The organism is Huaxiibacter chinensis (assembly GCF_022171985.1).
Taxonomy (GTDB): domain Bacteria; phylum Pseudomonadota; class Gammaproteobacteria; order Enterobacterales; family Enterobacteriaceae; genus Enterobacter; species Enterobacter chinensis_A.
In genome coordinates this window covers 445,040-470,802 of sequence record NZ_JAJVHF010000003.1, presented here as the reverse complement: position 1 = coordinate 470,802, position 25,763 = coordinate 445,040, and the positions used below count along the sequence as shown (strand labels likewise).

The 25,763-nt window shown below is 52.6% G+C and carries 24 protein-coding genes and 1 pseudogene; 12 read left to right on the top strand and 13 right to left on the bottom strand.

What is annotated here, in order from left to right:
* The first annotated feature begins 65 nt into the window (after nucleotides 1-65).
* Entirely contained in the window at nucleotides 66-278 is a 213-nt protein-coding gene (locus LZP96_RS11175; RefSeq protein WP_064326244.1) for a KTSC domain-containing protein, read from the top strand.
* A 31-nt stretch (nucleotides 279-309) separates the two neighbouring features.
* A complete protein-coding gene (locus tag LZP96_RS11170; protein WP_257789906.1) occupies nucleotides 310-435 on the top strand; it encodes a hypothetical protein in 126 nt (41 codons plus the stop codon).
* A gap of 7 nt (nucleotides 436-442) precedes the next feature.
* On the opposite strand, the gene LZP96_RS11165 is transcribed toward LZP96_RS11170, so the two are convergent.
* From LZP96_RS11165 to LZP96_RS11140, 6 genes are all read right to left on the bottom strand, one after another.
* Nucleotides 443-859, bottom strand: coding sequence for a GFA family protein (locus tag LZP96_RS11165; protein WP_064326245.1), 417 nt, complete (start codon nucleotides 857-859; stop codon nucleotides 443-445).
* A 665-nt stretch (nucleotides 860-1,524) separates the two neighbouring features.
* Nucleotides 1,525-2,844 carry an NAD(P)/FAD-dependent oxidoreductase gene (locus LZP96_RS11160; protein WP_064326246.1) on the bottom strand — a complete coding sequence of 440 codons (1,320 nt, stop codon included), beginning with the start codon at nucleotides 2,842-2,844 and terminating at the stop codon, nucleotides 1,525-1,527.
* Between the two features lie 245 nt (nucleotides 2,845-3,089).
* Nucleotides 3,090-3,779: a GntR family transcriptional regulator gene (locus LZP96_RS11155; protein ID WP_064326247.1), complete on the bottom strand. Its 690-nt coding sequence runs from the start codon at nucleotides 3,777-3,779 to the stop codon at nucleotides 3,090-3,092.
* Nucleotides 3,780-3,874: 95 nt separating this feature from the next.
* Nucleotides 3,875-4,039 carry a hypothetical protein gene (locus LZP96_RS11150; RefSeq protein ID WP_232462941.1) on the bottom strand — a complete coding sequence of 55 codons (165 nt, stop codon included), beginning with the start codon at nucleotides 4,037-4,039 and terminating at the stop codon, nucleotides 3,875-3,877.
* A 118-nt stretch (nucleotides 4,040-4,157) separates the two neighbouring features.
* Nucleotides 4,158-5,657 (bottom strand): aldehyde dehydrogenase, encoded by a 1,500-nt coding sequence (locus LZP96_RS11145; protein WP_064326249.1) that lies wholly within the window; start codon nucleotides 5,655-5,657, stop codon nucleotides 4,158-4,160.
* Nucleotides 5,658-5,666: 9 nt separating this feature from the next.
* The gene (locus LZP96_RS11140; RefSeq protein ID WP_258926015.1) at nucleotides 5,667-6,569 is read right to left on the bottom strand and encodes a dihydrodipicolinate synthase family protein; all 903 of its coding nucleotides are present in this window, start codon (nucleotides 6,567-6,569) and stop codon (nucleotides 5,667-5,669) included.
* Nucleotides 6,570-6,953: 384 nt separating this feature from the next.
* On the opposite strand from LZP96_RS11140, the gene yddG reads away from it, so the two are divergent.
* Together yddG and LZP96_RS11130 are read left to right on the top strand one after the other, a co-directional pair.
* A complete protein-coding gene (yddG, locus tag LZP96_RS11135; protein ID WP_258926014.1) occupies nucleotides 6,954-7,871 on the top strand; it encodes an aromatic amino acid DMT transporter YddG in 918 nt (305 codons plus the stop codon).
* Nucleotides 7,872-8,127: 256 nt separating this feature from the next.
* Nucleotides 8,128-9,513 (top strand): MFS transporter, encoded by a 1,386-nt coding sequence (locus LZP96_RS11130; RefSeq protein WP_258926013.1) that lies wholly within the window; start codon nucleotides 8,128-8,130, stop codon nucleotides 9,511-9,513.
* A 30-nt stretch (nucleotides 9,514-9,543) separates the two neighbouring features.
* Here LZP96_RS11130 and LZP96_RS11125 read toward each other — a convergent pair whose 3' ends face one another.
* Complete coding sequence (locus LZP96_RS11125; RefSeq protein ID WP_064326252.1) at nucleotides 9,544-10,563, bottom strand: GlxA family transcriptional regulator; 1,020 nt, start codon at nucleotides 10,561-10,563, stop codon at nucleotides 9,544-9,546.
* A complete protein-coding gene (locus LZP96_RS11120; protein WP_064326253.1) occupies nucleotides 10,547-11,023 on the bottom strand; it encodes a MarR family winged helix-turn-helix transcriptional regulator in 477 nt (158 codons plus the stop codon). Before LZP96_RS11120 ends, LZP96_RS11125 begins: the two co-directional genes overlap by 17 nt.
* A 96-nt stretch (nucleotides 11,024-11,119) precedes the next feature.
* Between LZP96_RS11120 and LZP96_RS11115 the strand changes: the two genes are divergently transcribed.
* The 5 genes and pseudogenes from LZP96_RS11115 (at nucleotide 11,120) to ttcA (ending at nucleotide 15,509) form a co-directional block, all read left to right on the top strand.
* Nucleotides 11,120-11,695, top strand: a complete 576-nt coding sequence (locus LZP96_RS11115; RefSeq protein ID WP_258926012.1) for a non-oxidative hydroxyarylic acid decarboxylases subunit B — start codon at nucleotides 11,120-11,122, stop codon at nucleotides 11,693-11,695.
* A 10-nt stretch (nucleotides 11,696-11,705) separates the two neighbouring features.
* Nucleotides 11,706-13,160, top strand: a complete 1,455-nt coding sequence (locus tag LZP96_RS11110; protein ID WP_064326255.1) for a UbiD family decarboxylase — start codon at nucleotides 11,706-11,708, stop codon at nucleotides 13,158-13,160.
* 275 nt (nucleotides 13,161-13,435) lie between these two features.
* Entirely contained in the window at nucleotides 13,436-14,119 is a 684-nt protein-coding gene (locus tag LZP96_RS11105) for a hypothetical protein (protein WP_258926011.1), read from the top strand.
* A gap of 36 nt (nucleotides 14,120-14,155) precedes the next feature.
* Nucleotides 14,156-14,555: pseudogene (locus LZP96_RS11100) on the top strand (tyrosine-type recombinase/integrase); the annotation flags it as partial.
* Between the two features lie 18 nt (nucleotides 14,556-14,573).
* Entirely contained in the window at nucleotides 14,574-15,509 is a 936-nt protein-coding gene (gene ttcA / locus LZP96_RS11095) for a tRNA 2-thiocytidine(32) synthetase TtcA (RefSeq protein WP_258926010.1), read from the top strand.
* A 44-nt stretch (nucleotides 15,510-15,553) separates the two neighbouring features.
* Here ttcA and dbpA read toward each other — a convergent pair whose 3' ends face one another.
* From dbpA to LZP96_RS11075, 4 genes are all read right to left on the bottom strand, one after another.
* Entirely contained in the window at nucleotides 15,554-16,927 is a 1,374-nt protein-coding gene (dbpA, locus tag LZP96_RS11090) for an ATP-dependent RNA helicase DbpA (RefSeq protein WP_258926009.1), read from the bottom strand.
* Nucleotides 16,928-16,984: 57 nt separating this feature from the next.
* Nucleotides 16,985-17,128, bottom strand: coding sequence for a proline-rich small protein YnaL (ynaL, locus tag LZP96_RS11085; RefSeq protein WP_269466930.1), 144 nt, complete (start codon nucleotides 17,126-17,128; stop codon nucleotides 16,985-16,987).
* A 284-nt stretch (nucleotides 17,129-17,412) separates the two neighbouring features.
* Complete coding sequence (gene zntB, locus LZP96_RS11080) at nucleotides 17,413-18,396, bottom strand: zinc transporter ZntB (protein ID WP_064326259.1); 984 nt, start codon at nucleotides 18,394-18,396, stop codon at nucleotides 17,413-17,415.
* A gap of 171 nt (nucleotides 18,397-18,567) precedes the next feature.
* Entirely contained in the window at nucleotides 18,568-19,536 is a 969-nt protein-coding gene (locus LZP96_RS11075; RefSeq protein ID WP_374230106.1) for a methyl-accepting chemotaxis protein, read from the bottom strand.
* A 604-nt stretch (nucleotides 19,537-20,140) separates the two neighbouring features.
* Between LZP96_RS11075 and LZP96_RS11070 the strand changes: the two genes are divergently transcribed.
* From LZP96_RS11070 to LZP96_RS11060, 3 genes are all read left to right on the top strand, one after another.
* Nucleotides 20,141-22,270: a putative bifunctional diguanylate cyclase/phosphodiesterase gene (locus LZP96_RS11070; protein ID WP_258926007.1), complete on the top strand. Its 2,130-nt coding sequence runs from the start codon at nucleotides 20,141-20,143 to the stop codon at nucleotides 22,268-22,270.
* Nucleotides 22,271-22,359: 89 nt separating this feature from the next.
* A complete protein-coding gene (locus LZP96_RS11065) occupies nucleotides 22,360-23,592 on the top strand; it encodes a GGDEF domain-containing protein (RefSeq protein WP_258926006.1) in 1,233 nt (410 codons plus the stop codon).
* A gap of 74 nt (nucleotides 23,593-23,666) precedes the next feature.
* On the top strand, nucleotides 23,667-23,807 hold the full coding sequence (locus LZP96_RS11060; protein WP_064326263.1) for an Ecr family regulatory small membrane protein: 141 nt from the start codon (nucleotides 23,667-23,669) through the stop codon (nucleotides 23,805-23,807).
* A gap of 159 nt (nucleotides 23,808-23,966) precedes the next feature.
* On the opposite strand, the gene LZP96_RS11055 is transcribed toward LZP96_RS11060, so the two are convergent.
* A complete protein-coding gene (locus LZP96_RS11055; protein ID WP_258926005.1) occupies nucleotides 23,967-25,583 on the bottom strand; it encodes a peptide ABC transporter substrate-binding protein in 1,617 nt (538 codons plus the stop codon).
* Nucleotides 25,584-25,763: the final 180 nt, after the last annotated feature.

The following is a 25,763-nucleotide window of genomic DNA, read 5'->3' as shown; positions in this document are numbered from 1 at the left end:
CTTGCAGGACCCGTTGTCCTGTTAGATGATGAAATCCCTGTCACGAGCAGAAAGGGATGGCATAGATGGTACATCACCCGGTCAAATCGTCACGCATTGCTTCTGTCGCGTATGATGAGCGAAGCGCTACGCTTGAAATCCGCTTTCATGACCGCAGCATGCTTCAGTATCAGGGTGTCCCAACCCGCATTTACAACAATTTTTTGCAGGTGGTGTCAAAAGGTCGATATTACGATGGAGTCGTTAAAGGGAAGTTTAAGGAGACCAAAGTAAACTAAGCAGACATCATCCCGTGCTTAAGGACTTTTTGTGTTTACCCGTCTATCCCTGGCTATGCTCGTGATATTGGCCTGTCTCTGGATTGTGTTGATCTTCGATTTTGGCAACGTGATGCAGCATATCAGTTCACTGCTCATCAGCCTCGATCTTGATTAACATGTTGTCATGCTTTTTTAGGCTGAAACGTGAGGTAGCCTATTATCCCGCTTGATGCGCCATCGTTTGGATGGTTGACGCCATCCGTGACCTCAACCACCGGAAAATCAAAGGGCGAGACGTTTTCAATACAGGCTACGTTGACGCCGTACTGTTCCGGATTTGAGCGGCGCTGATGGAAGGTGTATATACCGCATACCGAGCAAAAAAAATGTCGCGCCGTTTGCGTATGAAAACGATATTCAGTGAGTTTGTCCTGGCCTCTTAATACCTCAATGCCTGCCAGCGGCGCGGAGACGGCAATCGCCCCTCTCATTCGACAAAACGAGCAGCTGCAGCGCCGTATAGTGTTAAAACCATCCGTCAGTTCCACGGTAAACGCCACCGCGCCGCAATGGCATTGCGCATTCAGTTTTTCAGACATGACCTTTCTCCATGACATGAGTGTGTTGTTTATTCTGGCAAGGAAATTCTAAACCTACCAGCGCACACACGACACGTGCTGACATTGCCGCACAGAATCCGTACCATGCACGTCACGCTTTTTACCTTTGAACATTTATTATTGCTACACTTTATCCATCGAAGCCCGTCGTGCTCCTGGTTACAGGCGCTGCTTTAACCACGAACGAATTGAGCCACTATTACATGTCGCATATCAAAAAATCAGATTAGTTGAGCCTGAACCAGTAAAATCAGTCACTTTAAGTTATTGAAAATCATGATTTTTGAATATATTCAGACATCATTGCCAATAAGCTCCGATAAGTTACATCCTGACTGCCCCACTATTAAAACATTGCGTGGCGCCTTTCAGAAATGACACCTGACGCTTTGCCGACCACATATATCAGAGATCACATGCCAGGATCCGCTCCTCGCTCACAGCGGAACCTTGCACACTCAGCCTGAGTTGATTTCAGACATCCGTAACGCAAGAGTATGTAAGACAAAACGGCGAGCAGTATAGTTTTGGGCTGCGCTATAGTGCTGTCAAAGCCGAAGAATGTGTTTGGAGACAATCGAGTCTACGGGTATAAATGTTTATCAGGACTGCAATAGCAGCCCTGCACCCGTTTGTGATTAACGCTATACCTCCAGACCTGCTCTGTAGTGTCCCCATTTCAGCACGGAATTGACGCCAATCGACAACAGCGGTTCCGGAGGCGTTTTATTCGGGCCTGGTGAATTTTTCAGGAAATGGATCAGTTCATTGTTTTCACCCGCAATCATGTCTGCCAGCAGTTTGCCGGTGGCCGTACCGCGTGTGATCCCTAATCCATTACAGCACAGCGCACCATAAACATTGGGTGCCAGTTGGCCGAAGAAGCCTTCATGATTCTCCGAAAGACAAATCGCCCCGCTCCAGGAATACTCGAAATCAACCTGATTGAGCATCGGGAAACGACGTTCAAACGATTTGCGGTGATTGGCGATGAAGTTATTCAGCAGATGCTCACGCGGGCGACCATCGGGATGGAAACTGAAACTGTTACGGACCAGAATGCGGTTGTCCTGCGTCCGGCGAACGGTACTGCCAAACGGATGCGCCGGGATCACTCCCCACACTGGCTTACCGCCCAGTTGTGCCTGCTCACTGGTCGTCAGCGGACGTGTCAAACTACCGTACAGGAAGGTAGGAAGCAGTCGACCGCGTAAGAAGCCAAAGTGCGATGCAAAGGCGTTATTTGCCAGGATCAGTTTATCTGCGGTAATGCTGCCCTTGTCATGCACCAGCGTCACTTTTTCGCCATAGTTAATGGAAGTGATCGGCGTATATTCATAAAGCGTCACGTTCGCAGGCAGGCTATTCGCCAACCCTTTCACCAGCGCTGACGGTTGCAGAAGAAGGGTTCCTGGAATATAGAGCGCCTGTTTGTAGTAATGCGTGCCGATATGGTAAGGAAGATCCTGACCGGAGATCATCTGTGTTTCACGACCAATTTTCTCCAGCCCGCTCCGGTAGGCTTCCAGAATAGCCACGCCCTCATCGCCCACCGCCGCCTGATATTTGCCGGAATCAGAAAGCTGACATTCAATACCCTGCTCCTTCACGAGAGCACGCAGCGTGTTCTGCCCCAGTGTATTGAGCTTCAGGATAAGCCTGGCGGTGGTGATATCCCCAATGTAATCCTTCGCGCCAATATCATGCGGCACATCAATGGCAAAGCCCGCATTGCGCCCGGACGGGCCATAGCCCACTTCCTGCGCTTCAATTAATACAATTTCATCGTCGGGGAAGTTAAGCGCCATCTGGCGGGCAGCGGCCAGGCCGGTGAATCCCGCCCCAATAATGGCCCAGCGAGTCTGTTTTTGCCCCACATGCGCAGGACGTGGGGTACGCGATGGACTGGTGTGATACCACCCTGGCAGGGCGTCATCAGCAGGAAGTGAAGTGATCTTTTGCACGTTGGTTACTCCGATACGCTGTCATTTTTTCTTTCGCTTACCAGGCCAGTAAGCGTTGCTGAAAGTATGTTAGCCAGGCTAAAAAAATGAATGCGTGATGTATATCTCATGTATACAACAAGTATAAAAATAGTTAATTTTAGGTTAATTAAGGTGTAAGAAAGCCCCCGTGCGAGCGGCGATAAGTGGGGTTGAATACAGATGAACCTGCCGACGAATGCCAGCAGGCATGATGTCAAAGGAGGCTATTCAGAGGACTGAACGCGCTCATCGGCTTTAAGCCCCTGCGGTGCGATAAAGATCTCCATATTTTCCCGGGACAGTTCCCAGTGTTCGAACACCAAATCCACCACTGCCTGCTCATCGCGTGCCGCCAGGGCCGCGATAAAAGCATCGTGATGATCGGCTGCTAACTGTAAACGTCGCTCCATATCGTCATTTTGCGGACGGAAAAAGGTGTGACCGATCCGGCAATGATCAATGAGTAAACGTCCGAGACTCGGTTGTAAATAGGGGTTCGCCGCCATCTCCCCCATGATCTCGTGAAAGCGATTATTTTCCAGCGCCAGCGCTTCGGCATCATGGCTCTGAACCGCTTTGCGAAAGCGCTTTTGCGTCTCCTTTAAGGCTTTTAACTGCGCAGGCTTGTAGTGTTGAACCGCAAGACGCCCGGTGGCGGCATAGATCATCGGTGCCACCAGGAAGAAGTTGCGCAGTGAGGCATGGCTCATGGGGATCACGCGCACGCCCCGCTTTTCCACAATCTCCAGATACCCTTCACCTGCCAGACGCTGAAACACTTCGCGCACCGGCGTACGTGACAGGCCATACTGAGCGGTGAGGCTGGCTTCATCCAGCAACTCATCGGGGTCAAGCTCCATCGTCAAGATCAGCCGCTTAAGATCCTCATACAGCGCTGCCTTACCCGTTTTCATTACCGCCTCCTGAAATCGACCCGTGATGCTTCACTATGATGCTGTTTAACCTACACAGAAAGGCGCGTCACAGCAAAAATTATCCATAACGCCAGTCACGTTTCGCTCATTTCACAGGCGGTTCGGTAAATCATCAGCAGGATGGGTTCAACATCCCGGTCTGGCGAATGGCGCAGGATCTCCCCGCGCAACCAGACAATTTCGCTACGGGCACGCTGGCGAAAAGAGGCAACCTGTTCGGCATTTTTTAGCCACCTCATAATAAAGGCATTTTTTTGCCGGATCGTTTTCAATTGCCTCTTACAGCTAAACAGCCGCAGCGCCACCAGAAGACAGAAATAGAAATGAATTCTGTCTTCCAGGTTGTTAAAAACGACGTCAGGCACTCTCATCCGTCACATCAATCCAGATGGTCTTGAGCTCAGTGTACTGATCGAGCGCGAACACGGATTTATCCCGGCCCCCGAAGCCAGACTGCTTATAACCGCCAAATGGTGTTGTGGCATCACCTTCGCCAAAGCAGTTAACGGTCACCGTTCCGGCGCGGATCGCGCGGGAGACGCGAATGGCACGATTAAGCTTGCTGGTATAAACCGATGCCGCCAACCCGTAAGGGGTATCGTTCGCCAGTGCAATCGCCTGGGCTTCGGTTTTGAAGGTTGTCACGCACAGTACCGGCCCAAAAATCTCTTCCCGGAACAGCGCGCTTTCTGGCGTCACACCGTCAATCACCGTCGGCTGGACATAAGCGCCCTGCTCGGTATTGCCGCCATGCAGCACGCGCAACCCTTCCTGACGCGCGGTATCAAGATAGCCGCTGACCTTATTGAAGTGCTCCGCAGAGACCATCGTCCCCAGACGGTTACGGGGATCAAGCGGGTTGCCCATCGTCCAGTCGCCGATCTGCTTCGCCATCTCTGCCAGCAGCGCCTCTTTCACCTCTTCCTGAACCAGCAGGCGGGATGTGGCCGAGCAGTTTTCCCCCATGTTCCAGAACGCGCCGTTAAGCACATGTCCCGCAACTGCGGCTAAATCCTCGGCATCGTTAAACACCAGCGCCGGGTTTTTGCCGCCACATTCCAGCACCACTTTTTTGAGGTTGGAATCTGCCGCATAACGCAGGAAACGTCGTCCGGTCGCCGTGGAGCCGGTGAAACTCACCATGTCGATATCCGGATGCAAGCCTATAGGTTCGCCGACCTCTTTCCCTGTTCCGGTAACAATATTGAGCACCCCCGCAGGAACACCCGCTTCAAACGCCAGTTCAGCCACGCGAAGCGCGGTCAAAGAGGTCTGTTCCGCCGGTTTCACCACCACCGAACAGCCTGCCGCCAGCGCCGGGCCAATTTTCCAGGCGAGCATTAACAGCGGGAAGTTCCACGGCAAAACGCAGCCCACGACGCCAATCGGCTCACGTACCACCAGCGCCAGCGCGTTACCGGTAGGCGCCGTGTGGTCGTAGAGTTTGTCGATAGCTTCCGCATGCCACTTCAGCACATGCACGGTTTCCGGCACGTCCACCGCCAGGCATTCCCCGAACGGTTTGCCGCTGTCGAGACTTTCCAGCACCGCCAGCGATTCCAGCTCCTGTTCCATTAGCGCCGCCAGTTTCAGCAGCACCGCTTTGCGTTCGCCCGGAGCCCACTTGCTCCAGCTTCCGCCGTCAAAGGCCGCGCGCGCCGCACTCACCGCCGCGTCAACATCGGACGCATCGCAGGCGGCGATATCAACAATGGCCTCGCCGGTCGCCGGATGCTGCGTGGTCAGGGTTTTCCCTGAACGGGCAGGTGTAAAACGACCGTTGATAAAAGCCTGGCCCGAAAGCCGAAGCTCATGCGCCACGCGGGTAACGTCCTGAAGAGTCTGAAGCTGTGTCATCCTGCCCCCTTACGCCGCCGTCACCGCAGCAACGTTGCGTTTAACATCGGCAATGACCGCTTTCAACTGAGCTTTTTCTTCTTCATCCAGATTTTGCAGCGGCGCACGTACCTGACCGGAAGACAGGCCGTTCAGCTCGCAACCATAACGGATGGACTGCACAAATTTACCGCCGTCGAGGTAGTTCATCAGCGGCATCATCGCCGCCATGATTTTACGGCCTTTGTCGAAATCTTTTTCCACCACGCAGGCTTCATACAGCGCAACGTGTTCAAGTGGAATGAAGTTAGAACCGGCACAGACCCAGCTACGCGCGCCCCAGGCGAAGAACTCCAGCGCCTGATCGTCCCAGCCGCAGGAAAGCGCGATATTCGGGAATTTGCAGGCCAGCAGGTGCAGATTATTAAAATCACCCGAGCTTTCTTTGATTGCCACCACGTTGGATGAGCGGCTGACTTCGCGGAAATAGGTCTCGCCCATGGTAATGCCCATCCGGCCCGGATAGTTGTAAAGCATGATCGGCAACTGCGCGGCTTTATCGACCGTCAGCGCGTGATGGGCGTTTTCCAGTTCAGTCGGCAGCGCGTAGGGTGGCGACGTCACCAGAATGGCGTCGGCTTTGATTTCGCGTGCATGTTTTGCAAAGTCCACCGCTTCTTCTGTTCGAATCGCACCCGTGCCGACAATCAGCGGCAGGCGGTTGGCGGTCACCTGGCGGGCGTGTTCCGCCAGGGCCTTACGCTCTTGTGCGCTCTGGGCGTAGTATTCGCCCGTCGACCCGCCAATGATGATGCCGTGAACGCGGGCTTCGATCAGGGATTCCAGCACCTCAGCAAAGCGTGCGAAATCAATGCTGCCATCCGCCTTGTAAGGGGTAATTGCCGGGGTGTAGATACCTTCAAATGTCAACACGATAACCTCCAGAGAATTCACGACCATAAGAGCCTGCTCAGCCATCCGATCAGACTGCGTTTGTTAAAAATTTGCACACAGTGGTGAAAGAGGTCAATGGACGAATAATTTTTGTATACATGAAAAATACAATATAAATACGATAAAAGAGAATATTTCTACATAGACAAAGTTTTTACCCTATAAAAATCAATCAATTAAAAGTTATTTCTCGACGTAGTAATTTTCTATATATTTTCAGATAACGATCACATTCCGGAATTATTGCCTCCTGGGATGTATTTACAGCATCAATACGTAGGCATAGTTTTAAGGCAGGTTTTAACCAGGATTTAACAGTCAGCGGCTCTGATTGTGATGATAATGTAAACAGAGGTACAGGGTATGTCCCAGAAGAAAGCGACACTCATCGGATTGATAGCCATCCTGCTGTGGAGCGCCATCGTTGGCTTGATTAAAAGCGTGAGCGAAGGATTTGGCCCGGTGGGCGGTGCTGCATTGATTTACACCTGCAGTGCCGTGCTGCTGTTGTTTACGGTAGGCTTTCCTAAGCTGCGGCAGTTTCCGCCCGCTTATCTGATCCTCGGCAGTATTCTGTTTGTGTGTTACGAACTCTGTCTGTCGCTGTCGCTGGGCTTCACCCATACGGGGCGTCAGGCCATCGAAGTGGGCATGGTGAATTATCTCTGGCCAGGCATGACCATTTTGCTGGCGGTGATAGTGAACCGCCAAAAAACCAGCCTGATCATTATTCCGGGCATGATATTAGCCATCGCGGGAATATGCCGGGTATTAGGTGGCGACAACGGTTTCTCTTTGAATGAAATGATAAATAATATTATGGAGAATCCACTCAGTTATGGCCTCGCCTTCAGCGGAGCCATTATTTGGGCCATCTACTGCGTGGTCACGAAAATAATTGCCAAAGGGCATAACGGCATTACGCTGTTTTTTATTTTAACCGCGCTGACATTATGGGTGAAATATCTGTTTTCTCCGCAGCCTGAATTTATTCTTTCCTGGCATGCGTGGGTCAGTCTGCTGCTGGCGGCCATCGCGATGGGCTTTGGTTACGCGGCGTGGAACGTAGGGATATTGCACGGTAACGTCACGGTACTGGCCGCCGCCTCGTACTTTATTCCGATCATCTCGGCGGTACTGGCCGCGTTTATCCTGAGCTCGCCTCTCACGCTGTCGTTCTGGCAAGGCTCGGCGATGGTGAGCCTGGGATCGCTGCTCTGCTGGTGGTCCACCCGCAGCGCGACGCCGAAAGTATTACCCGCAGTGAATGAAAGCAAGTAACACCTTAATAATAATAAACATCTTATTCGACCATCCTGCACCGGAGGAGTATTTGCCATGAATTGCCAAAAATAACAGACAATATGATTTATTAAGATCGCTGATTACTTTTACCTGACCTACATTTATTCCGTGATCGTTTGATTAACGGCACTCGTTTTGTGCGCCTGTTATACGCCCTCATCGCTTATTGGGTTGATGACTGCCACACGACATAGCGTTAATTCAACGACAACGGTGAAAGACAGGAGTTACCATGTCAAATACCCTTTCAGTAGAAGACGTTCCACTTAATCGGTTCCATCGGTTGCTAACCGTTCGATCCGGAGGCGGTTCCTTTATTGATGGCTATGTGCTGAGTATTATCGGCATCGCGATGATGAAAGTCTCCCCTGCTCTGGGCCTGAGCGCGTTCTGGGAAGGTCTGATTGCTGCCTCCGCGTTGATCGGCATCTTCTTTGGCGGGTTTATCGGCGGCGCGCTCACCGACCGGCTGGGCAGACGCTTACTATTTTTTGTCGGCCCGACGCTTTTTGTCGTCTGCTCCATGGCGCAATATTGGGTACAAAGTGGCGAAATGCTCTTTGCCTTACGCTTTATGAACGGGGTCGCCGTTGGGATCGAATACCCGGTTGCGACCGCCTTCCTGGTCGAATTCTTGCCGAAGAAGAACCGTGGGCCCTGCCTCGCCACGCTCACTATTTTATGGTTTGCGGGGGCCGCGATGGCCTATCTGACCGGCGAAGCGATCATCCGTTTCGACGGGCCAGAAGCCTGGCGCATCACGCTTGCCAGTACCGCTGTGATTGGCATACTGCTGTTCCTGGTCCGTCTTGGCACGCCAGAATCGCCACGCTGGTTGATCAGTAAAGGCCGCCATGCCGAAGCAGAAGCGATTATCCGTCGCGTCTACGGCCCGGACTTTGGCCTGGCGAATCTGCCGGTTCAGGCGGAAAGCAAAAATCTCTCCTTCTTCAGCCTGCTCCATTCCGGTTACGGCAAAAGAATGGCGTTTGTCACCGTCTTCTGGACCTGCTCGGTGATCCCGGTGTTCGCGGTCTATGCATTTGCGCCAAAAGTGCTGGATGCGCTGCACCTGAGCGGAGGATGGGCCTCTTATGGATCGGTGGCCATTACCCTGCTGTTCGTGGTGGGCTGCGTGATTGCCACCCGTCTGGTGAATACGCTTGGACGCCGCAAGCTGCTGCTGCACAGTTTCCTGTGGTCCGGGCTGGCCCTGTTGCTGCTGGGCTTCCTGCGTGATGGCCCTTCTGCGGTGATCCTGCTGATGTTCGGACTGTACGCCCTGTTTATCGGCGGCGCTCAGGTGCTGCAACTGGTCTACCCGAACGAGATTTTCCCGACCGAGATCCGCGCCGGTGCTGTCGGCGTAGGAACGTCGCTGTCGCGCGTAGGTGCGGCGGTGGGAACCTGGCTGGTGCCGGTATCATTACAAAGCATCGGGATCGGATCGACTATGTATATCGCCGCGGCCATCACCTTCTTTGGTCTGGTGGTGTCATGGTTCCTCGCCCCGGAAACCAGTGCCCGTAGTCTGGAAGAGGCCTCGTCGCTGGACAATGAAGCCCCACGCGAAAAAATGTCGATGCAGGAAGTGATGCCAAAACGGCACAGTCTGTAAGTGACAAAGGGCTGCACGAGGCAGCCCTTGTTATTCCTTCACCAGTTTTTCCACTTCCCTGCGACGTTTGCGAAAGGCACTGGGCGTTTCACCGTAATGCTTACGAAACCAGGCAATCAGGTGTGATGCGTCCGCAAAGCCGGTTGCGGCGGCAATGGTGTTGATGCTGTTACTGGAATCAGACATCAGCTTTCGCGCCTGCTCCAGGCGCATGCTGCGCCAGTAAACCGCCGCCGAATAGCCGGTACATTTCGTGAACATCAGATTCAACTGGCGGAAGGTCACGCCCGCGAACTCCGCCACCTCGGTGAGCGGGATGGGCGAGTCAAGATGATGCTTCATCAGCGCAATCACCTTATTCACCTGCTCGTTTTCATACACCTCCGGCGCGTTAAGCGGAACCTTATGTCTGGCTTTACCGACGGGGCGAGCGTCATCCACCAGCAGATATTTGCGGACTTTCTGCGCGCGGATAAGCCCACAATGCTGGCGAATGAGATCGGTACCGAGATCAATAGCCGTCCCGCCCGGGCAAGAAATAATCCCCCCTTCGTTGATATAGGTCTTATCAATCACCGGAATGGCGAGGGGAAAGCGCAGCCGAAATTCGTCGCGGGTAGTGAAGTGGATCGCGCAGTGATGTCCGTCCAGCAGCCCGGCGTGACCGGCCACAAACGCCCCGCTGCAGAGGGTAATAATCGGGATATTACGCGCATGCAAATCCCGCAGGGCTTGTAACAACCAGTCGGGGGGATGACGGGTCTCCTCCAGCAATCCCCCCGCGACCACGAAATAGTCCCAGTCGCGGGAAAAATCGAGCTTCGCGGTGGGTGACACCGGCAGCCCGCAGCTTGCGGTGACCGGCTGGTCGTCGCAGGTCATCCACTCCCAGCGACAAAAAATCTGCCGACTGGAGAAGGATTCGTCCGCCGCAAAGCGCAGCGACTCCACCAGCCCCGCCACCGAGGCCAGCGTAAATTGCTTGATCAGCAGAAAACCGATCGTCAGATCGGGCTTCGGCTCAACAGGGCTATCAACGTCGTTCTTCATCAGGCTTCTGCAATCCCCCGAGCTTACTCAGCAGACGTTTCAGGTCGGCGATATCCTGCACGCTGAGATCGGCGGTGATCCGCTCCTCGGCGCGTTTAGCCTGCTCAATCATCTGTGCCAGCATCGCCTCGCCCTCTGGGGTCATCGACACCAGTTTACGGCGGCGGTTGCCGGGGTCGGTTTTGACACTCAGCAGCCTACTTTTACTCATACGATCAATAATATAAGTCCCGGTCGCTTTATCGAAACCGGCCCGGTTACCCAGCGTTTGCTGATCGCAGAGCGTCTCTTCTGCCAGTACCACCAGTATGGCGTACTGCACCGCCGATAACCCGGTATCAACACATTGCGACCAGCAGGTGGATGAGTGCTGACCTGCGCGGCGCATCAGGTGCATTAATGAACAATCGCCGTGCGGCCACAGGGGCGCGGCAAGGATTAAGTCGCGATTTTCCGCCATTGATTCTCTTGACTCCTGAAAACGACAAACATATAGTTCGAACACAAACAGTTTGAACTCAAACTATACTTGAAAAATGAATAACAGAGAACCCGCATGAAGCTTGTTGTAGGCATGACTGGCGCTACAGGCGCTGCAATTGGCATTCGCTTACTGACCGCGCTGAAACAACTGGACGTCGAAACCCATCTGGTGATTTCAAAGTGGGCACGGGCAACCATTCAACTGGAAACGCCCTACAGTGTACAGGACGTTATCGCCCTTGCCTCAAAGTGTTACAGCGAACACGATCAGGCCGCGGCGATTTCCAGCGGCTCTTTTCGCGTCGATGGCATGGTCATCGTGCCATGCAGCATGAAAACGCTTGCCGCCATCCGCTGTGGCTACGGTGACGGCTTAATTGCCCGCGCCGCCGACGTCACGCTCAAAGAACAACGCAAGCTGGTACTGGTTCCGCGCGAATCACCGCTGAATGCGATCCACCTGGACAACATGCTCGCCCTGGCCCGGGCTGGCGCAATGATGCTCCCCCCGATGCCAGCCTTCTATAACCATCCCGCCAGCATTGACAACATCATCAACCATTTTGTCTCCCGCATTCTCGATCAGTTTGGTCTGGATAACCATTTAACCCAACGCTGGGGTGAACCCCGCGCCACTCACACGGCTTAAGGAGAGCCCAATGAACTATTACGGTGATTTACGCAGCTATATTGATGCCCTGGACGCAATGGGCGACATCATGCATGTCCAGCGCGAAGTCGACGGCGATTACGAACCGAGCGCAATAACGCGCCGCAGCTACGAGATACAATCCCCGGCCCCGCTGTTTCACAACGTCACAGGCGTGGCTCCCGGTTTCCGTCTGTTTGGTGCACCGGCCGGGCTCTCTTCCCGCCGCGAAATGCCCTATGCCCGCGTGGCCATGTCACTGGGTCTGGATCCCCAGACGGGTGGACCCGAGATCGTTGAAGCGCTCTCGGCGGCTCGCCACCAGCCCGGCATCCCACCGGTGCGGGTCGACTCTGCGCAAGCGCTGTGCCATCAAAACATCCTACGCGGTGAAGAAGCCAGTCTTGATCGTTTCCCGATCCCGTTCGCTCACGACAAAGATGGCGGTCGGTACGCCAACACCTGGGGCACGCTGATTGTCAAAACGCCGGACGGGAAATGGGTCAACTGGTCGATTGCGCGGGTGATGAAAGTCGATGCGCACCGGATGGTGGGGCTGATGGTGCCGAGCCAGCACATTGGTCAGATTTGGACGCAATGGGTGGAGCTCGGTCAGCCGATGCCATACGCACTGGTGCAAGGCCCGGCACCGGCCATCTCCTGTGTTTCCGGCATTCCCATCCCTGCGCACGCGGATGAGGCCGACTACATCGGCACCCTGGCGGGCGAGCCCGTCCCCGTGGTAAAAGCCGTCAGCATTGATCTGGACGTGCCTGCTACCGCCGAGATAGTCATTGAGGGTCATGTCTCCATCACCCGCGATTGCCAGGAAGGCCCCTATGGTGAATACGGTGGTTATCTTGGCGAAGGGTCATCGGCCCAGCCGACCTTCCACGTCGAGACCATTACGCACCGTGACGATCCGATCTGGCCTATGTCGATTACCGGACGTCCGACCGACGAGTCGCATACCCTGTGGGCAATGGGGCTGGCTGCCGACGCGCTGACGCACTTGCGCGACGCCGAATTACCAGTCACCACCGCCTGGATCCCGGAAGATTCAACCGTGCACTGGCTGCTGGTGGTGGTCCCACAAGACTGGCGTGAAAAGTTACCGGGCGTCACCAGCGAGGCGCTGGCCCAGCGCATTGGCGAAGTCTTGTTTAAAACTGATGCCATGGTGTTTATCCCAAAGGTCTACGTCGTGGATGATGATTTTGATCCGACCAATTTGCGCGAGGTGGTGTGGGTACTCTCAACCCGCGTTCATCCGGTAGGCCGTCGCGTCGTATTCGACGATCAGCGCGTGATCCGTCTGCCGCAGTGTTATGAGGAAGAAGAATACGTGGCCGGAAAAGGGGCCAAGGTGGTATTCGATACCCTGCAATCCACACGACATTTACATGCGTCGTTTGAACAGGGCTACCCTGAAGAGGTTCGTCAGCGGGTGCTGGATAACTGGTGAGCTCATCTGAATGAATTACCCCTGACGCTGCCTCTTTCAGACGATACGCTCAAAAGGCCGGATACCCTCTGGCCGGGACCGGGCGGGGAAGCAAATGAAGCCTACGCAGGGTGAACTTTTATCAGTGTTAACAATTATCGACCTTCGGGTCGGTAAGTTCGTTAGTTCAGTCAAATTTATTTATTACATAGCGCTGAAATATTAATAGAATGACCTGAAATATCTGACAAAGACGGCAATTTATAGCCTTTGTTCAATACCTCTTAAGGTCAGTCATGAAACCCTTTAGCTTGCCAGACATTTATCGTTCAACAAATTTAAACACCCTTGGGTTGTGGGCAGATAATGCCGGAATCGGGGAAATCCGAGAAGAAAACTACTACGACCCGGTAAAACTCGCTCTGGCAACAGGTATAAAGCCGTGTATGCCATTTTTGGTCTCGCAGCTAATTGAAGAATTAAACGAGCTCACGGGGGATGATCCACTCGCCGATATCCTGCCAGTACACAGTTTTCATTTCACCTTCTTACCACTGACTCTGCCCCTCTATAAGGCAAACGATCGATTGCCCTCGAAAGTTGAGCAATTGAAACACATCTGGGCTGGATATCATTCGAAAATGATTGTGATCAGGAACCTTCGATTGATTGCTTTGCCCAGCCAGTTGTTACTGGCGGGTATCCCGGATGAGCCAGCGATAGCGATGCGTCAGTCATTCTGCGAGAAAATTCTGGAGTCTGAGTGGAAAGATGAGTTGCTGATGCGCCACGGCAACAGTCCATTACCGGCCCCATTCTGGCACAGCACGATCCTGCGTTACAGCGCTGCTTTTATACCCGCAACCGTGCGGGAGTTTTTTTTGGAACGTCAGGAAATTGATTTCGGGGATGTTGTCGGAGAATTGACATTAGCGAGGATCAGTTATAACTGGGAAAAATTTGATCCATTAGGGATTTGATATTGGCGATGTATCAACACGTCTCCCTAAGACTAATTGACGGTCCCTTTCCCAAAAACGGAAACCCCCTTTTACCATCGCCAATACGGGCTGACTGAAAAGCAGAACGTGCATTTTGTTTTCATACCCATGTAAGAAACGGTGCACAGAAAGCGCACTACTCACTGGGCAGTATTGCCGCGCGCTGGAACGCTGCTGTAAAACGTGCTGGCATTCGCCGCCGCAATCCGTACCATACACGGCACACTTTCGCATGCTGGTTGTTATCGGCAGGCGCTAACCCGTCTTTTATTACTAATCAGATGGGGCACGAAAATGCGCAGATGGTGTATGAAATCTATGCTACATGGATAGAAGAATTGAACAATGACAGGTGGCCATGCTGAACGCGAAGCTGGCGCTTTACAAGCGTTTGCCCCACTGGTGCCCCATTTGATATTTGAGTAAAGAATAAATGTCGCAAAATCAAGAGATTAATAAGAAAGAACAGTACAACCTGAACAAACTGCAGAAACGCCTGCGTCGTAACGTGGGTGAAGCCATTGCTGACTTCAACATGATTGAAGAAGGCGATCGCATCATGGTTTGCCTGTCAGGCGGTAAAGACAGCTACACGATGCTGGAGATCCTGCGTAGTTTGCAAAAGAGCGCCCCGATTAATTTCTCGCTTGTCGCGGTCAATCTCGATCAAAAACAGCCTGGCTTCCCTGAACACATCCTCCCGGCGTACCTCGAAGAGCAGGGTGTGGAATATAAAATTGTGGAAGAAAATACCTACGGCATCGTAAAGGATAAGATCCCGGAAGGTAAAACGACCTGTTCCTTATGCTCTCGTTTGCGCCGCGGTATTTTGTATCGTACCGCGACTGAACTGGGTGCCACCAAAATTGCGCTGGGTCACCATCGCGATGATATTTTGCAGACCTTGTTCCTCAATATGTTCTACGGCGGCAAAATGAAAGGGATGCCACCCAAGCTGATGAGCGATGACGGGAAACACATTGTCATTCGCCCCCTCGCCTACTGCCGTGAGAAAGATATCGAACGTTTCGCGCTGGCGCGCGAGTACCCGATCATTCCGTGCAACCTATGTGGCTCGCAGCCTAACCTGCAGCGTCAGGTGATCGCCGATATGCTGCGTGACTGGGATAAACGCTACCCGGGACGAATCGAGACGATGTTTAGCGCGATGCAAAATGTCGTGCCTTCCCATCTGAGCGATACCAGCCTCTTTGATTTTAAAGGTATCACCCACGGCTCCGCCGTTGTGGACGGTGGCGACCTGGCCTTTGACCGTGAAGATATCCCTGTGCAGCCAGCAGGCTGGCAGCCGGAAGAAGATGACTCGCAGCTTGATGAAATGCGACTCGATGTTGTAGAAGTGAAGTAATAAAAGGCGTCTCAGACTCCCGGTCTGAGACGCTTGTCTTGCGCTTATTTCATTAGCCAGACCCGGCACGCTTTACCTTTTATCTTGCCATTCTGCAAACCTTTCCAGGCTTTCTGGGCTACCGACTGCCGTACCGCAACATAAACATGTGCGGGATGGACGGCGATTTTCCCAATGTCTGCCCCATCCAACCCGATATCACCGGTTAACGCGCCCAGGACGTCACCCGGACGCATTTTGGCCTTTTTGCCGCCGTCGATACAGAGCGTCGCCATTTCAGCTTTCAGTGGAAGGATGGCAACATTTCCCGGCTCGCTCATCCAGTTTAGTTTGAGCTGAAGCATTTCAGAGAGAATGTTGGCCCGTTGCGCTTCTTCAGGGGCGCACAGGCTAATTGCCAGCCCGCTGTTGCCGGCACGAGCGGTGCGGCCAATGCGATGAACGTGAACCTCCGGGTCCCAGGCCAGTTCGAAATTAACGACCAGCTCAAGGGATTTGATATCCAGACCGCGTGCGGCAACGTCCGTTGCGACCAATACGCGTGCGCTGCCGTTGGCGAAACGAACCAGCGTCTGGTCGCGTTCGCGCTGCTCCAGATCCCCGTGCAGGGCCAGGGTGCTCTGTCCCGCCGCATTGAGTGCATCGTACACGGCCTGGCAATCTTTTTTGGTATTACAAAACACCACGCAAGAGGCCGGTTGATGTTGGCTCAGTAATTTTTGCAGAAGTGCGATTTTTTCGCGCTGGGTCGTTTCATAGAACTGTTGTTCTATAGAGGGCAAAGCGTCGACAGAGTCAATTTCGATGGTCACCGGATTTTGCTGTACGCGGCCACTGATGGCGGCAATCGCCTCGGGCCAGGTGGCAGAAAACAGCAGCGTCTGGCGGGTTGCAGGCGCAAAACGAATCACTTCGTCAATGGCATCGCTAAAGCCCATATCCAGCATACGATCCGCCTCATCCATGACCAGCGATTGCAAAGCATCAAGAGAAACGGTGCCTTTTTGCAAATGGTCGAGGAGACGGCCCGGCGTGGCCACAATAATATGCGGCGCGTGTTGCAGGGAGTCACGTTGCGCACCGAAGGGTTGTCCGCCGCACAGCGTCAGAATTTTAGTATTAGGCAGAAAACGGGCCAGACGGCGTAACTCGCCAGCAACCTGATCGGCAAGCTCTCGCGTTGGGCACAGTACCAGCGATTGCGTCCGGAATAAGGCCGCATCAATGTGCTGCAAAATGCCAAGACCAAATGCAGCCGTTTTGCCACTGCCGGTTTTCGCCTGAACGCGAACATCACGGCCCTCCAGAATGGCTGGCAGCGCGGCAGCTTGTACGGGGGTCATCGCGAGATAGCCCAACTCGTTAAGGTTATCGAGTTGGGCAGCAGGCAGAACGTTTAAGGTCGAAAAAGCGGTCACAATGTATTCTCGTGGTAAAAGTCACAATCAGTTGCCGCGTATCCTCGCAGATCTGACTTACCGATGCGACAATTTAATCGGTACTTCATCCGGTGGTGGATCGGGCATAGGTTGCGGGCGTGGGATGGGATCGGGCACGGGGACCGGATCGACAGGTATGGGATCGTCTGGCAGAATTTGACCGTACACCAGTGTTAACAGACAGCTCATATTCCCCTCCGGGTTGACGGGTGACTCTTTTAGGGTAGTCGCTGAGCTGCCGCAGGCAAAAAAAAAGCCGACTAATTTAGTCGGCGTCGTACGAATTAAATTGTGCTATGCAGTAATTCAAAAAAGGAAGTAAGACAATATGGAGCGCAACGCCCATCGCTTGACGTTGCATTCACCTGCGGGAACTATAGTGCACCTTACGTGGCTGGTGTTTATTGACTTCGCTCAAATAAAATCACGTTTTAAAGCCTGATTTCGATCGATAAAGCCTATTTTTACAACCATTTACTGCGATGCAACCACCACGCAACACCGCCAATCAAAAGCACTAACATGATGCAGAACATGGAAAAGCCAAACCGATAGGCACCGCCAGGAATACCGCCAAGGTTGACGCCAAAAAGCCCGGTTAAAAACGTGCTCGGCAAAAAGACCATTGCCATGAGCGACATCGTGTAGGTTCGCCGGGATAACGACTCCTGCATCACCTGTGCGATTTCGTCGGCCATGACCGCCGTGCGAGCGATACAGGAGTCAATCTCATCCAGCCCGCGACCAAGACGGTCCGCGATGTCCTGCATCAGACGACGCTGATCGTCGTTCATCCAGCTGAGGCGTTCGCTCGCCAGTCTTGCATAGACGTCACGTTGCGGCGTCATATAGCGCCGCATCACGATTAACTGTTTGCGCAATAACGCCAGGAATCCGCGGGGAGGGATATGCTGATCGAGCAGGTTATCTTCAAGGTCGATAATTTTATCGTGCAGCTCTTCGATAAATTCGCTGGCATGATCGGTTAATGCATCACAGATATCCACCAGCCAGCCACCGCAATCAGTCGGACCGGTGCCCTCTTTCAAATCATTGACAATATCATCCAGCGCCAGCACCTTGCGCTGTCGGGTTGAGACAATGATGCGCTCATCCATATACACACGCATCGCGACCAGCTGGTCGGGACGCTCATCCGTACTGCCATTAATGCAGCGCAACGTGATGAGCGTGCCATCGCCCAGCCGACTGACGCGTGGACGCAAACTTTCGCCCGCGAGGGCATCACGCACGTTATTGGGCAGCAGTGGCGTAGAGGCCAGCCATTGCGCGCTATCAGGATGGGTATAATTCAAATGCAACCAGCAGGGATGTTCCGCATCAATCACATCACTGTCTTCCAGTTGCCGGGCGCCGCCCTTACCGTCCAGTAACCACGCGAATACCGCATCCGGAACGTTAACGTCGGATCCTTTAATACCTTCCACAGCGCCTCCACCCTTTCGCAATCAACGTTGTCAGTCTAGCCATCGCGGTGGGTTAATCAATATTTCTCTTTAGCATGGCGCTGAATTTGTTCATGAAACGTATTGAGTGTTGAGTCGCGGCGAGTGAGGCGTAACGCCCGGATAATCGTGCGTTACGCTCCCGAATATCCGTCAGGCAAGTGAGGTACGAGGAAAAGGATCGTGCGAATCGGACGGGTTACCGCCTTCCAGTCTGAAGTTACGGGTACGCGTTTGTAATTCAATGACCTGATTCTTGAGAACATCAGACGATCCGAAGAGTTCGTCGACCATCGCAACGTTACTCTGTGTCACCCGCTCAAGCTCTGATAATGCCTGCGTAATTTGCGAGATGCCTTTTTCCTGCTCTGCCGTCGAGGCAGAAATTTCGTCCATCAATTTACTGACCTGCCCGGATCCCTTCACGATCTCTTGCATGTTTTGTTCCGCTTCGGAGACGATCGTCACGCCCTGGGTCACGTTATTGCTCGTCACCTCAATTAACGACTTGATGCTTTTTGCCGCCTCGGCGCTACGGTGGGCCAGGTTACGCACTTCACCCGCCACAACGGAAAACCCTTTACCATGATCCCCGGCTCGCGCCGCCTCGACGGCCGCATTAAGGGCCAGGATGTTGGTCTGAAAAGCGATACCATCGATCAGACTGATAATTTCTGTCATCTGCTGTGCGCACTCGGTGATGGACTGCATATTGTGCGCCACCTGCCCCATCAGCTCGCCCCCTTTACTCGCCTGAACGGTCGCCTGACTGGCCCGCTCGCTGGCCATTCGCGTATTGTCGGCATTGTTTCGCGTGCTGGCGGCCATTTGCTCCATGCTGGCTGCGGTCTGGATTAACGATGCGGATTGTTGCTCTGTTTTGACCGATAACTGCTCGCTGCGGGACGAAAGCTGTTCTGAAAGCGTCATCGCCGTATGTGACGAGGCTCTGATCTCCCGAACCAGAGTCGCAATATTGCTTGATAAGTTATTGATCCCGGGAATAAGCCTGCCTGCGCAATTATTGCCAAATTCTGGAATCGAAACGGCTAAATTACCCGACGTGACTTCTTCAATACTTTTTTTCACAGTATTGATCGGCGTCACAAGATATTTTGTCATGTAACCCCAGAGCAGGAGAATGGCCAGGACATTAACGATATTTACCGCAATAAAAAGTAAGGTGTTTTTCGATAATGCGAGTATCAGCCCATCAATAATTAATAAAACGGAAAGGAAAAAGTAAACAATAAAGGTTCTTACGCTAACATTTCTGAGCATAATTCGTCCCGACCACACATTTCCAGAGGTGTACTGTTTATAGCATTCTAAATACCTTTTTCCACCACATTTTATAGCCCTTTTGCTCTTCACGAGCAGAGTCGGCGAATTTAACTTAAGTAAGCACATTCGCTATGCTGGCGGAATAACACCAGAATAACATGCGCGAGAAGGCATTTATTCTCATAATGAGAAAACATAACGGGGCCATTTTTCCACCGCTCCGTAAGATAAAAATTAAGCACAGCAGGGAACAATTGATTATAATGTTTAGCAATGCTTAAGTTATGGCCTATATAATATATCAAGCATTAAAATATTTTCCATTTGCATTAGCCGGCGGTTTGCAAGTCTTCCTGTTTTAATTTTAAATGAAGCATGACAACTTAGCGGTTAGTCGGGTTCGGCAGACAACCTCTACAACCTTTTAGCGTGGGATTGCATAATGCTGGATGTTACGTGGAACCCTGTACTCATTGTCATCTCATTCCTGGTGGCCTTCATTGCTTCTTTTGTTGCGCTGGACAGCGCGGGTAAGATATCCGACGCCAGCCGTCTGGCGGCCCTGTTCTGGCGCATTGCAGGTGGAATGACCTTAGGCATTGGCATTTGGGCGATGCATTTTATCGGCATGTTGTCGATGCAAATGCCTGTGAGCATGCACTATGAAGTCTGGCTCACGCTAGCTTCGCTGGGTATAGCCATTCTTGCTGCCACCACCGCACTCAATATTGCGGTACGACGGAGTTCTCTCTCTCGCTCTCGCCTCTTTATTTCCACCTTAATCCTGAGCTCTGGCGTTGTCGCCATGCACTATCTGGGAATGGCTGCCATGATGTTTGACGACAGTATTCGCTGGAACAAGACTGCGGTATCGCTTTCGGTGGTGATTGCTGTCCTGGCTTCCGGCGCTGCGCTGTGGCTGGCTTTTCATCTTCGCCATAAGCATAAAGGTGTTCTGATTAACCGAATTGCCGCCGCCATTCTGATGAGCGTCGCCATTTGCGCCATGCACTATACGGGCATGTACGCGGCACACTTTCCCCACAGCCCTCACAGCATGCCGGGAGGCGTAAGTGAGTTTGGCCTGTCAGTATGGGTCTGCGCCACGACGCTGATACTACTGGGTATCATGTTGATTATCTCCATGGTGGACTCACACCGTCGAACGAACCGCCTGACGGAGAATCTTCGACAGCTGAATAAGCAGCTGGAGCTTCAGGCGCGATTTGATGCCCTTACCGGGCTGGCGAATCGCCAGCAGATGGATTTGAATTTGCAGGACTGCCTGCACACGGCCCTCCTGACGAAGAAGCAGTTTGCCGTCCTGTTTCTCGATATCGATCACTTCAGGCTGGTGAATGATGCCTGGGGCCACTATGTCGGAGATGAACTGTTAATCAGCGTCGCACAGCGTATTACCTCCCGACTCTCACCGGGGATGACGCTGGCAAGGCTGGGCAGCGATGAGTTTATTTTGCTGCTTCCGGAGAGTGATGATGAAAAAATCGCGTCCCTTGCGATGACGCTTCTGGATGATATTCGACGCCCCTTCTCGATTTGCGGCCATACGCTCAATCTGACCCTGAGCGTGGGCGTGAGTCTGTATCCTCAGCATGGCGAAACGCTGCATGAACTGAAATTTAACGCCGACGCCGCAATGCACCATATCAAGCAGGAAGGCCGCAACGGCTGGGCCATCTATCGCCCGGAAATGTCTAAGACGGTGTCGGCCGAGCCGCACTTTTTGCAGGATCTGAGCAAGGCGCTGGAGCGCGAGCAGTTTGAACTCTGGTATCAACCCACCTATCTGGCTTCGGAACACGAGATTCACGGTTTTGAGGCCCTGATACGCTGGCACCACCCAGAACAAGGCGTATTACTTCCCGGGGTATTTCTGCCGTCGATGGAGAAAACAGGGTTGATTATTCCGGTCGGCGTTTGGGCGATCGATCAGGCGTGTCGGCAGCTACGCTTCTGGACGGAGCAAGGATTTGGTCAATGGACGTTGTCGTTTAATTTATCGCCAATTCAGTTTGAGCAACAGGATATTTTCGACGTAATTTCCGGTGCCATGAAAAAATACAGTCTCGAACCCTCCCGCTTAATTCTGGAAGTCACGGAAAGCACCGCGCTTAAAAACCTGGAGCGGAGTATCGAGTTGTTAAACCAGTTTAATGAAGCTGGTTTTACCGTCTCCATTGATGATTTTGGTACCGGTTACTCTAATCTGTTGATGTTAAATGTCCTTCCTGCACGGGAACTTAAGATCGATAAAAGCTTTATCGATGGCATTCTGATCAATGAGAAAAACCGTAAGATAGTGGAAACGATTATTCATGTTGCGCGGACAATGGAAATGAACGTCGTGGCGGAGGGCATTGAAACAGAAGCGCAACGGCAGCTGCTGGCAGAGCTGGGGTGTGATTATTTGCAAGGATATCTTTTCTCCCGTCCGCTCCCCGCACAGCAAGTTCCCTGGCTGGTATTACAGGACCGAACGGGGAAACAAATTATACCCATTGGTAAAAATCATGTGGAATACTCGATTAATTCACAAAAAAATCATGCCTGATGAGATTAACTGGCGTATGTTCATGAAAGGCCCATACGTATTTATTACGCTATGACCAATGCAACGGTGCCAATGATTGAGAAAAATCTATGCCGCAAGATAACTTCGCCGCGCTGAATTTAATCTCGACACCTGTCTGGCTGGTCTCTCCAGCTTCAGAGCATCTTCTTTTCGCCAACACGGCGGCGAAAGACCTCATGCAATCGAAAACGCTTTACGAGATGCGCAATGGTCTCTACTCCGCCAGTGCGCAAACGCTTCTGAACATGTATGTCCCGGACCTCAAATCGAAAATGGATATCGTCGAAATCTGGACGGTTTTCCGTCAGGATCGGGAAGCCACGCTCTGCTGCCGCCTTGCCCTCACCCATTATGAGGGTTTCGGGGATGTCATTGTATTTGAAGGCATCGCCAGCCAGGCGACAGCCGGCCTAAAAGCCAGTCGTTCCGCTACCTACCAGCGAAAGAAACAGGGCTTTTTTGCGCGTTTCTTTCTGACCAGCTCCGCCCCTATGCTGTTAATCGATCCGGGCCGCGACGGGCAGATTGTCGATGCCAATCTCGCTGCGCTGAACTTTTATGGCTACTCGGCCGAAGATATGTGCAGTAAACATACCTGGGAAATCAATACGCTGGGGCGCAATATTCTGCCCATGATGACCGAAATCGCCCGTCTTCCCGGAGGACACAAACCACTTAACTTCGTCCATCGGCTTGCTGATGGTTCCACCCGTCACGTGCAAACGTACGCCGGTCCTATTGAAATTTATGGTGAGAAGCTGATGCTTTGCATCATTCATGACATTACCGAACAGAAAAGACTGGAGAGGGAACTGGAGCATGCGGCCCTTCGTGACGCCATGACGGGACTGCTTAACCGTCGGCAGTTTTACCTGATTACCGAACAGACGAATCCGGCACAGCTTCCTGCTCAACAGCAGTTCAGTTTGTTGCTTGTGGATACGGACCATTTTAAAAATATCAACGACGTGTTCGGTCACCTCAAGGGCGACGAAGTGCTTATCTCGCTGGCGCGCACGCTCGAACAGTGCAGCCGAAAAGAGGACTTTGTCTTCCGTTGGGGTGGGGAGGAATTCGTGATTCTGCTGCCGCGCACTACGCTTGATACCGCCATGCAGTTAGCAGAAAATATCCGTGCCGCCGTTGCCAGAATAACCCTTCCGGGCCTTCCCCGCTTTACGGTCAGCATCGGGGTCGCACGGCATAATGCCGATGAAAATATTGACGATCTCTTCAAACGCGTTGACGATGCGCTTTATCGTGCGAAAGGCGATGGTCGCAATAAAGTGCTCGCGGCCTGAAACTGGCGTAATGAATAAAGCCTGGGTTACAATGCCCGCCTGAATATCAACGATCGGGTGGGTAGCATTCTGCAATGGGAAAAACGGAAGCAATACTCATCTTAATTATTTTGTGCGTGATTAGTTTTGGTCTGTGGTTCATATTCAGCGATCAGATTTGGCTGCTGGTGGGTTATCTTGAAAACAGCCTTTACCCGTCCATCAGCGCGCCCTGACGCACATTCAGTCCGCTTTCTCACCTACCGGATTTGTCAGCTTTTCACCGGGTAGTCCCTTCCGTAAGATTGCCGCGTTACCCTCTGTTAAGAGGATAACGAATCAATCCATACTGAATGATTTTGCCCGTGCTCTGACGGGCTTTTTTCCTGTCTGGCTTAATGCTTTTCGATATACATCGTCCGGCTGTAAGCCACATCTTCCGCGTTATTGATTGGATACCCTTTGACCCAGGGTTTAATTAATCGGCCATTGGTATACTGGTAAATTGGCGCGATTGGCGCTTTTTCTGCCAGCACCTTCTCGGCGGCGTTGTAATCCGCATTACGGGCTTCACTGGTGTTTTCCATCGCGGCCTGGCTGATGATCTTATCGTAAGCCGGATCGTTAAAGCGGGAAATATTTCCGCTGTGCGTAGAGGTCAGCAGTGACAGGAAGGTTGAAGGTTCGTTGTAATCCCCTACCCAGGAAGCACGGATAACATCGAAGTTGCCGGTGTTTCGGCTGTCGATATAGGTCTTCCACTCCTGATTTTGTAATTTGACGTCCACGCCGAGATTTTTCTTCCACATCGACGCCACGGCAATCGCAATTTTCTGGTGATTTTCGGAGGTGTTGTACAGCAAGGTGAGTTTAAGTGGCTTCTGCGGCCCATACCCTGCCGCCTGTAATAAGGTTTTCGCCTGGGCGTTAAGTTCCGCCTGAGACATCTCTTCGAGCTGCGATTTCTCTGGCGTAAAGCCTGCCGTGACATCTGGGGTAAAGTGCCACGCGGGTTTCTCACCGGTGCCCAGCACTTTTTCCGCCATCAGACGACGATCGATGGTCATGCTCAGCGCCAGGCGCACGCGGGAATCGGCGGTCGGCCCCTTCTGGGTGTTAAAGGCGTAGTAGTAGGTCCCCAGTTGCGGAGGAGTATAAACTTGCCCAGGGATATCCTTGAGGAGTTTCTTATACAGATTTTTCGGGAATGATTCAGTAATGTCGATATCATCAGCCAGATAGCGTTTCGTAGCCGACGATTCCTGATTGATAGGGATAAAAGTGACTTTTTTCAGCACGGTTTTGGCGTTATCCCAGTAGTGTGTGTTGGGCACGACAACCAGTTTTTCATTGACCACGCGGTCTTTCAGGATATAGGCCCCATTCCCGATCAATGCGCCAGGGCGGGTCCACTCTTTACCACTTTCGACATTGGCTTTCTGCACCGGATAAAAAGCAAAACTGGCGGTCAGATTGGCAAACCACGGCAGCGGCTTATCCAGCTGGACGCGCAGGGTTCTGGCATCCACCGCCGACACGCCCAGCGAATCCGGCGCGGCCTTGCCGTCGATGATACTTTGTGCATTGGTGATCCCTGCGAGCGCGGCAAACCAGGCGAACGGCGACGTGGTTTTAGGGTCAACCAGACGCTGCCAGCTGTAGACAAAATCTTGCGCCGTAACGGGTGTACCGTCGGACCACTTTGCATTGTCGCGCAGCGTGAATGTCCAGCTACGGTTATCGCTGCTCTGCCACTGGGTCGCAACGCCCGGGACTAAATCGCCCTTTTCGTTCTGGTTCACCAGCCCTTCAAAGAGATCGCGAATCACCTGAATTTCGGGTAAACCCACCGCCTTAGCCGGGTCCAGCGACGCAGGTTCATCTTTGATATGACGGACCAGTTCCTGTTTATCTGCCAGTACGGTACCCGCAGGAACGTCAGCAGCAAAAGTGAATGAAGAAAGTCCACACAGCCAGAGTGCAGAACAGAGCAGCGAAACAGGATGCTTCATGAGAACCCCTTTAAAATGATGGGTAGCGAACGATGCGTAATTATTTGTTTCATAATAGCGAAATGCAAATTTCTTAGCCTGGAAAGTTGATATCTGACAATTATTCGCGAAGAGTGAAACTATTTGATTAACGGCGAATTTTGCACAACACTGCCAGTAAATCGTCTCTTTATCAGGAAT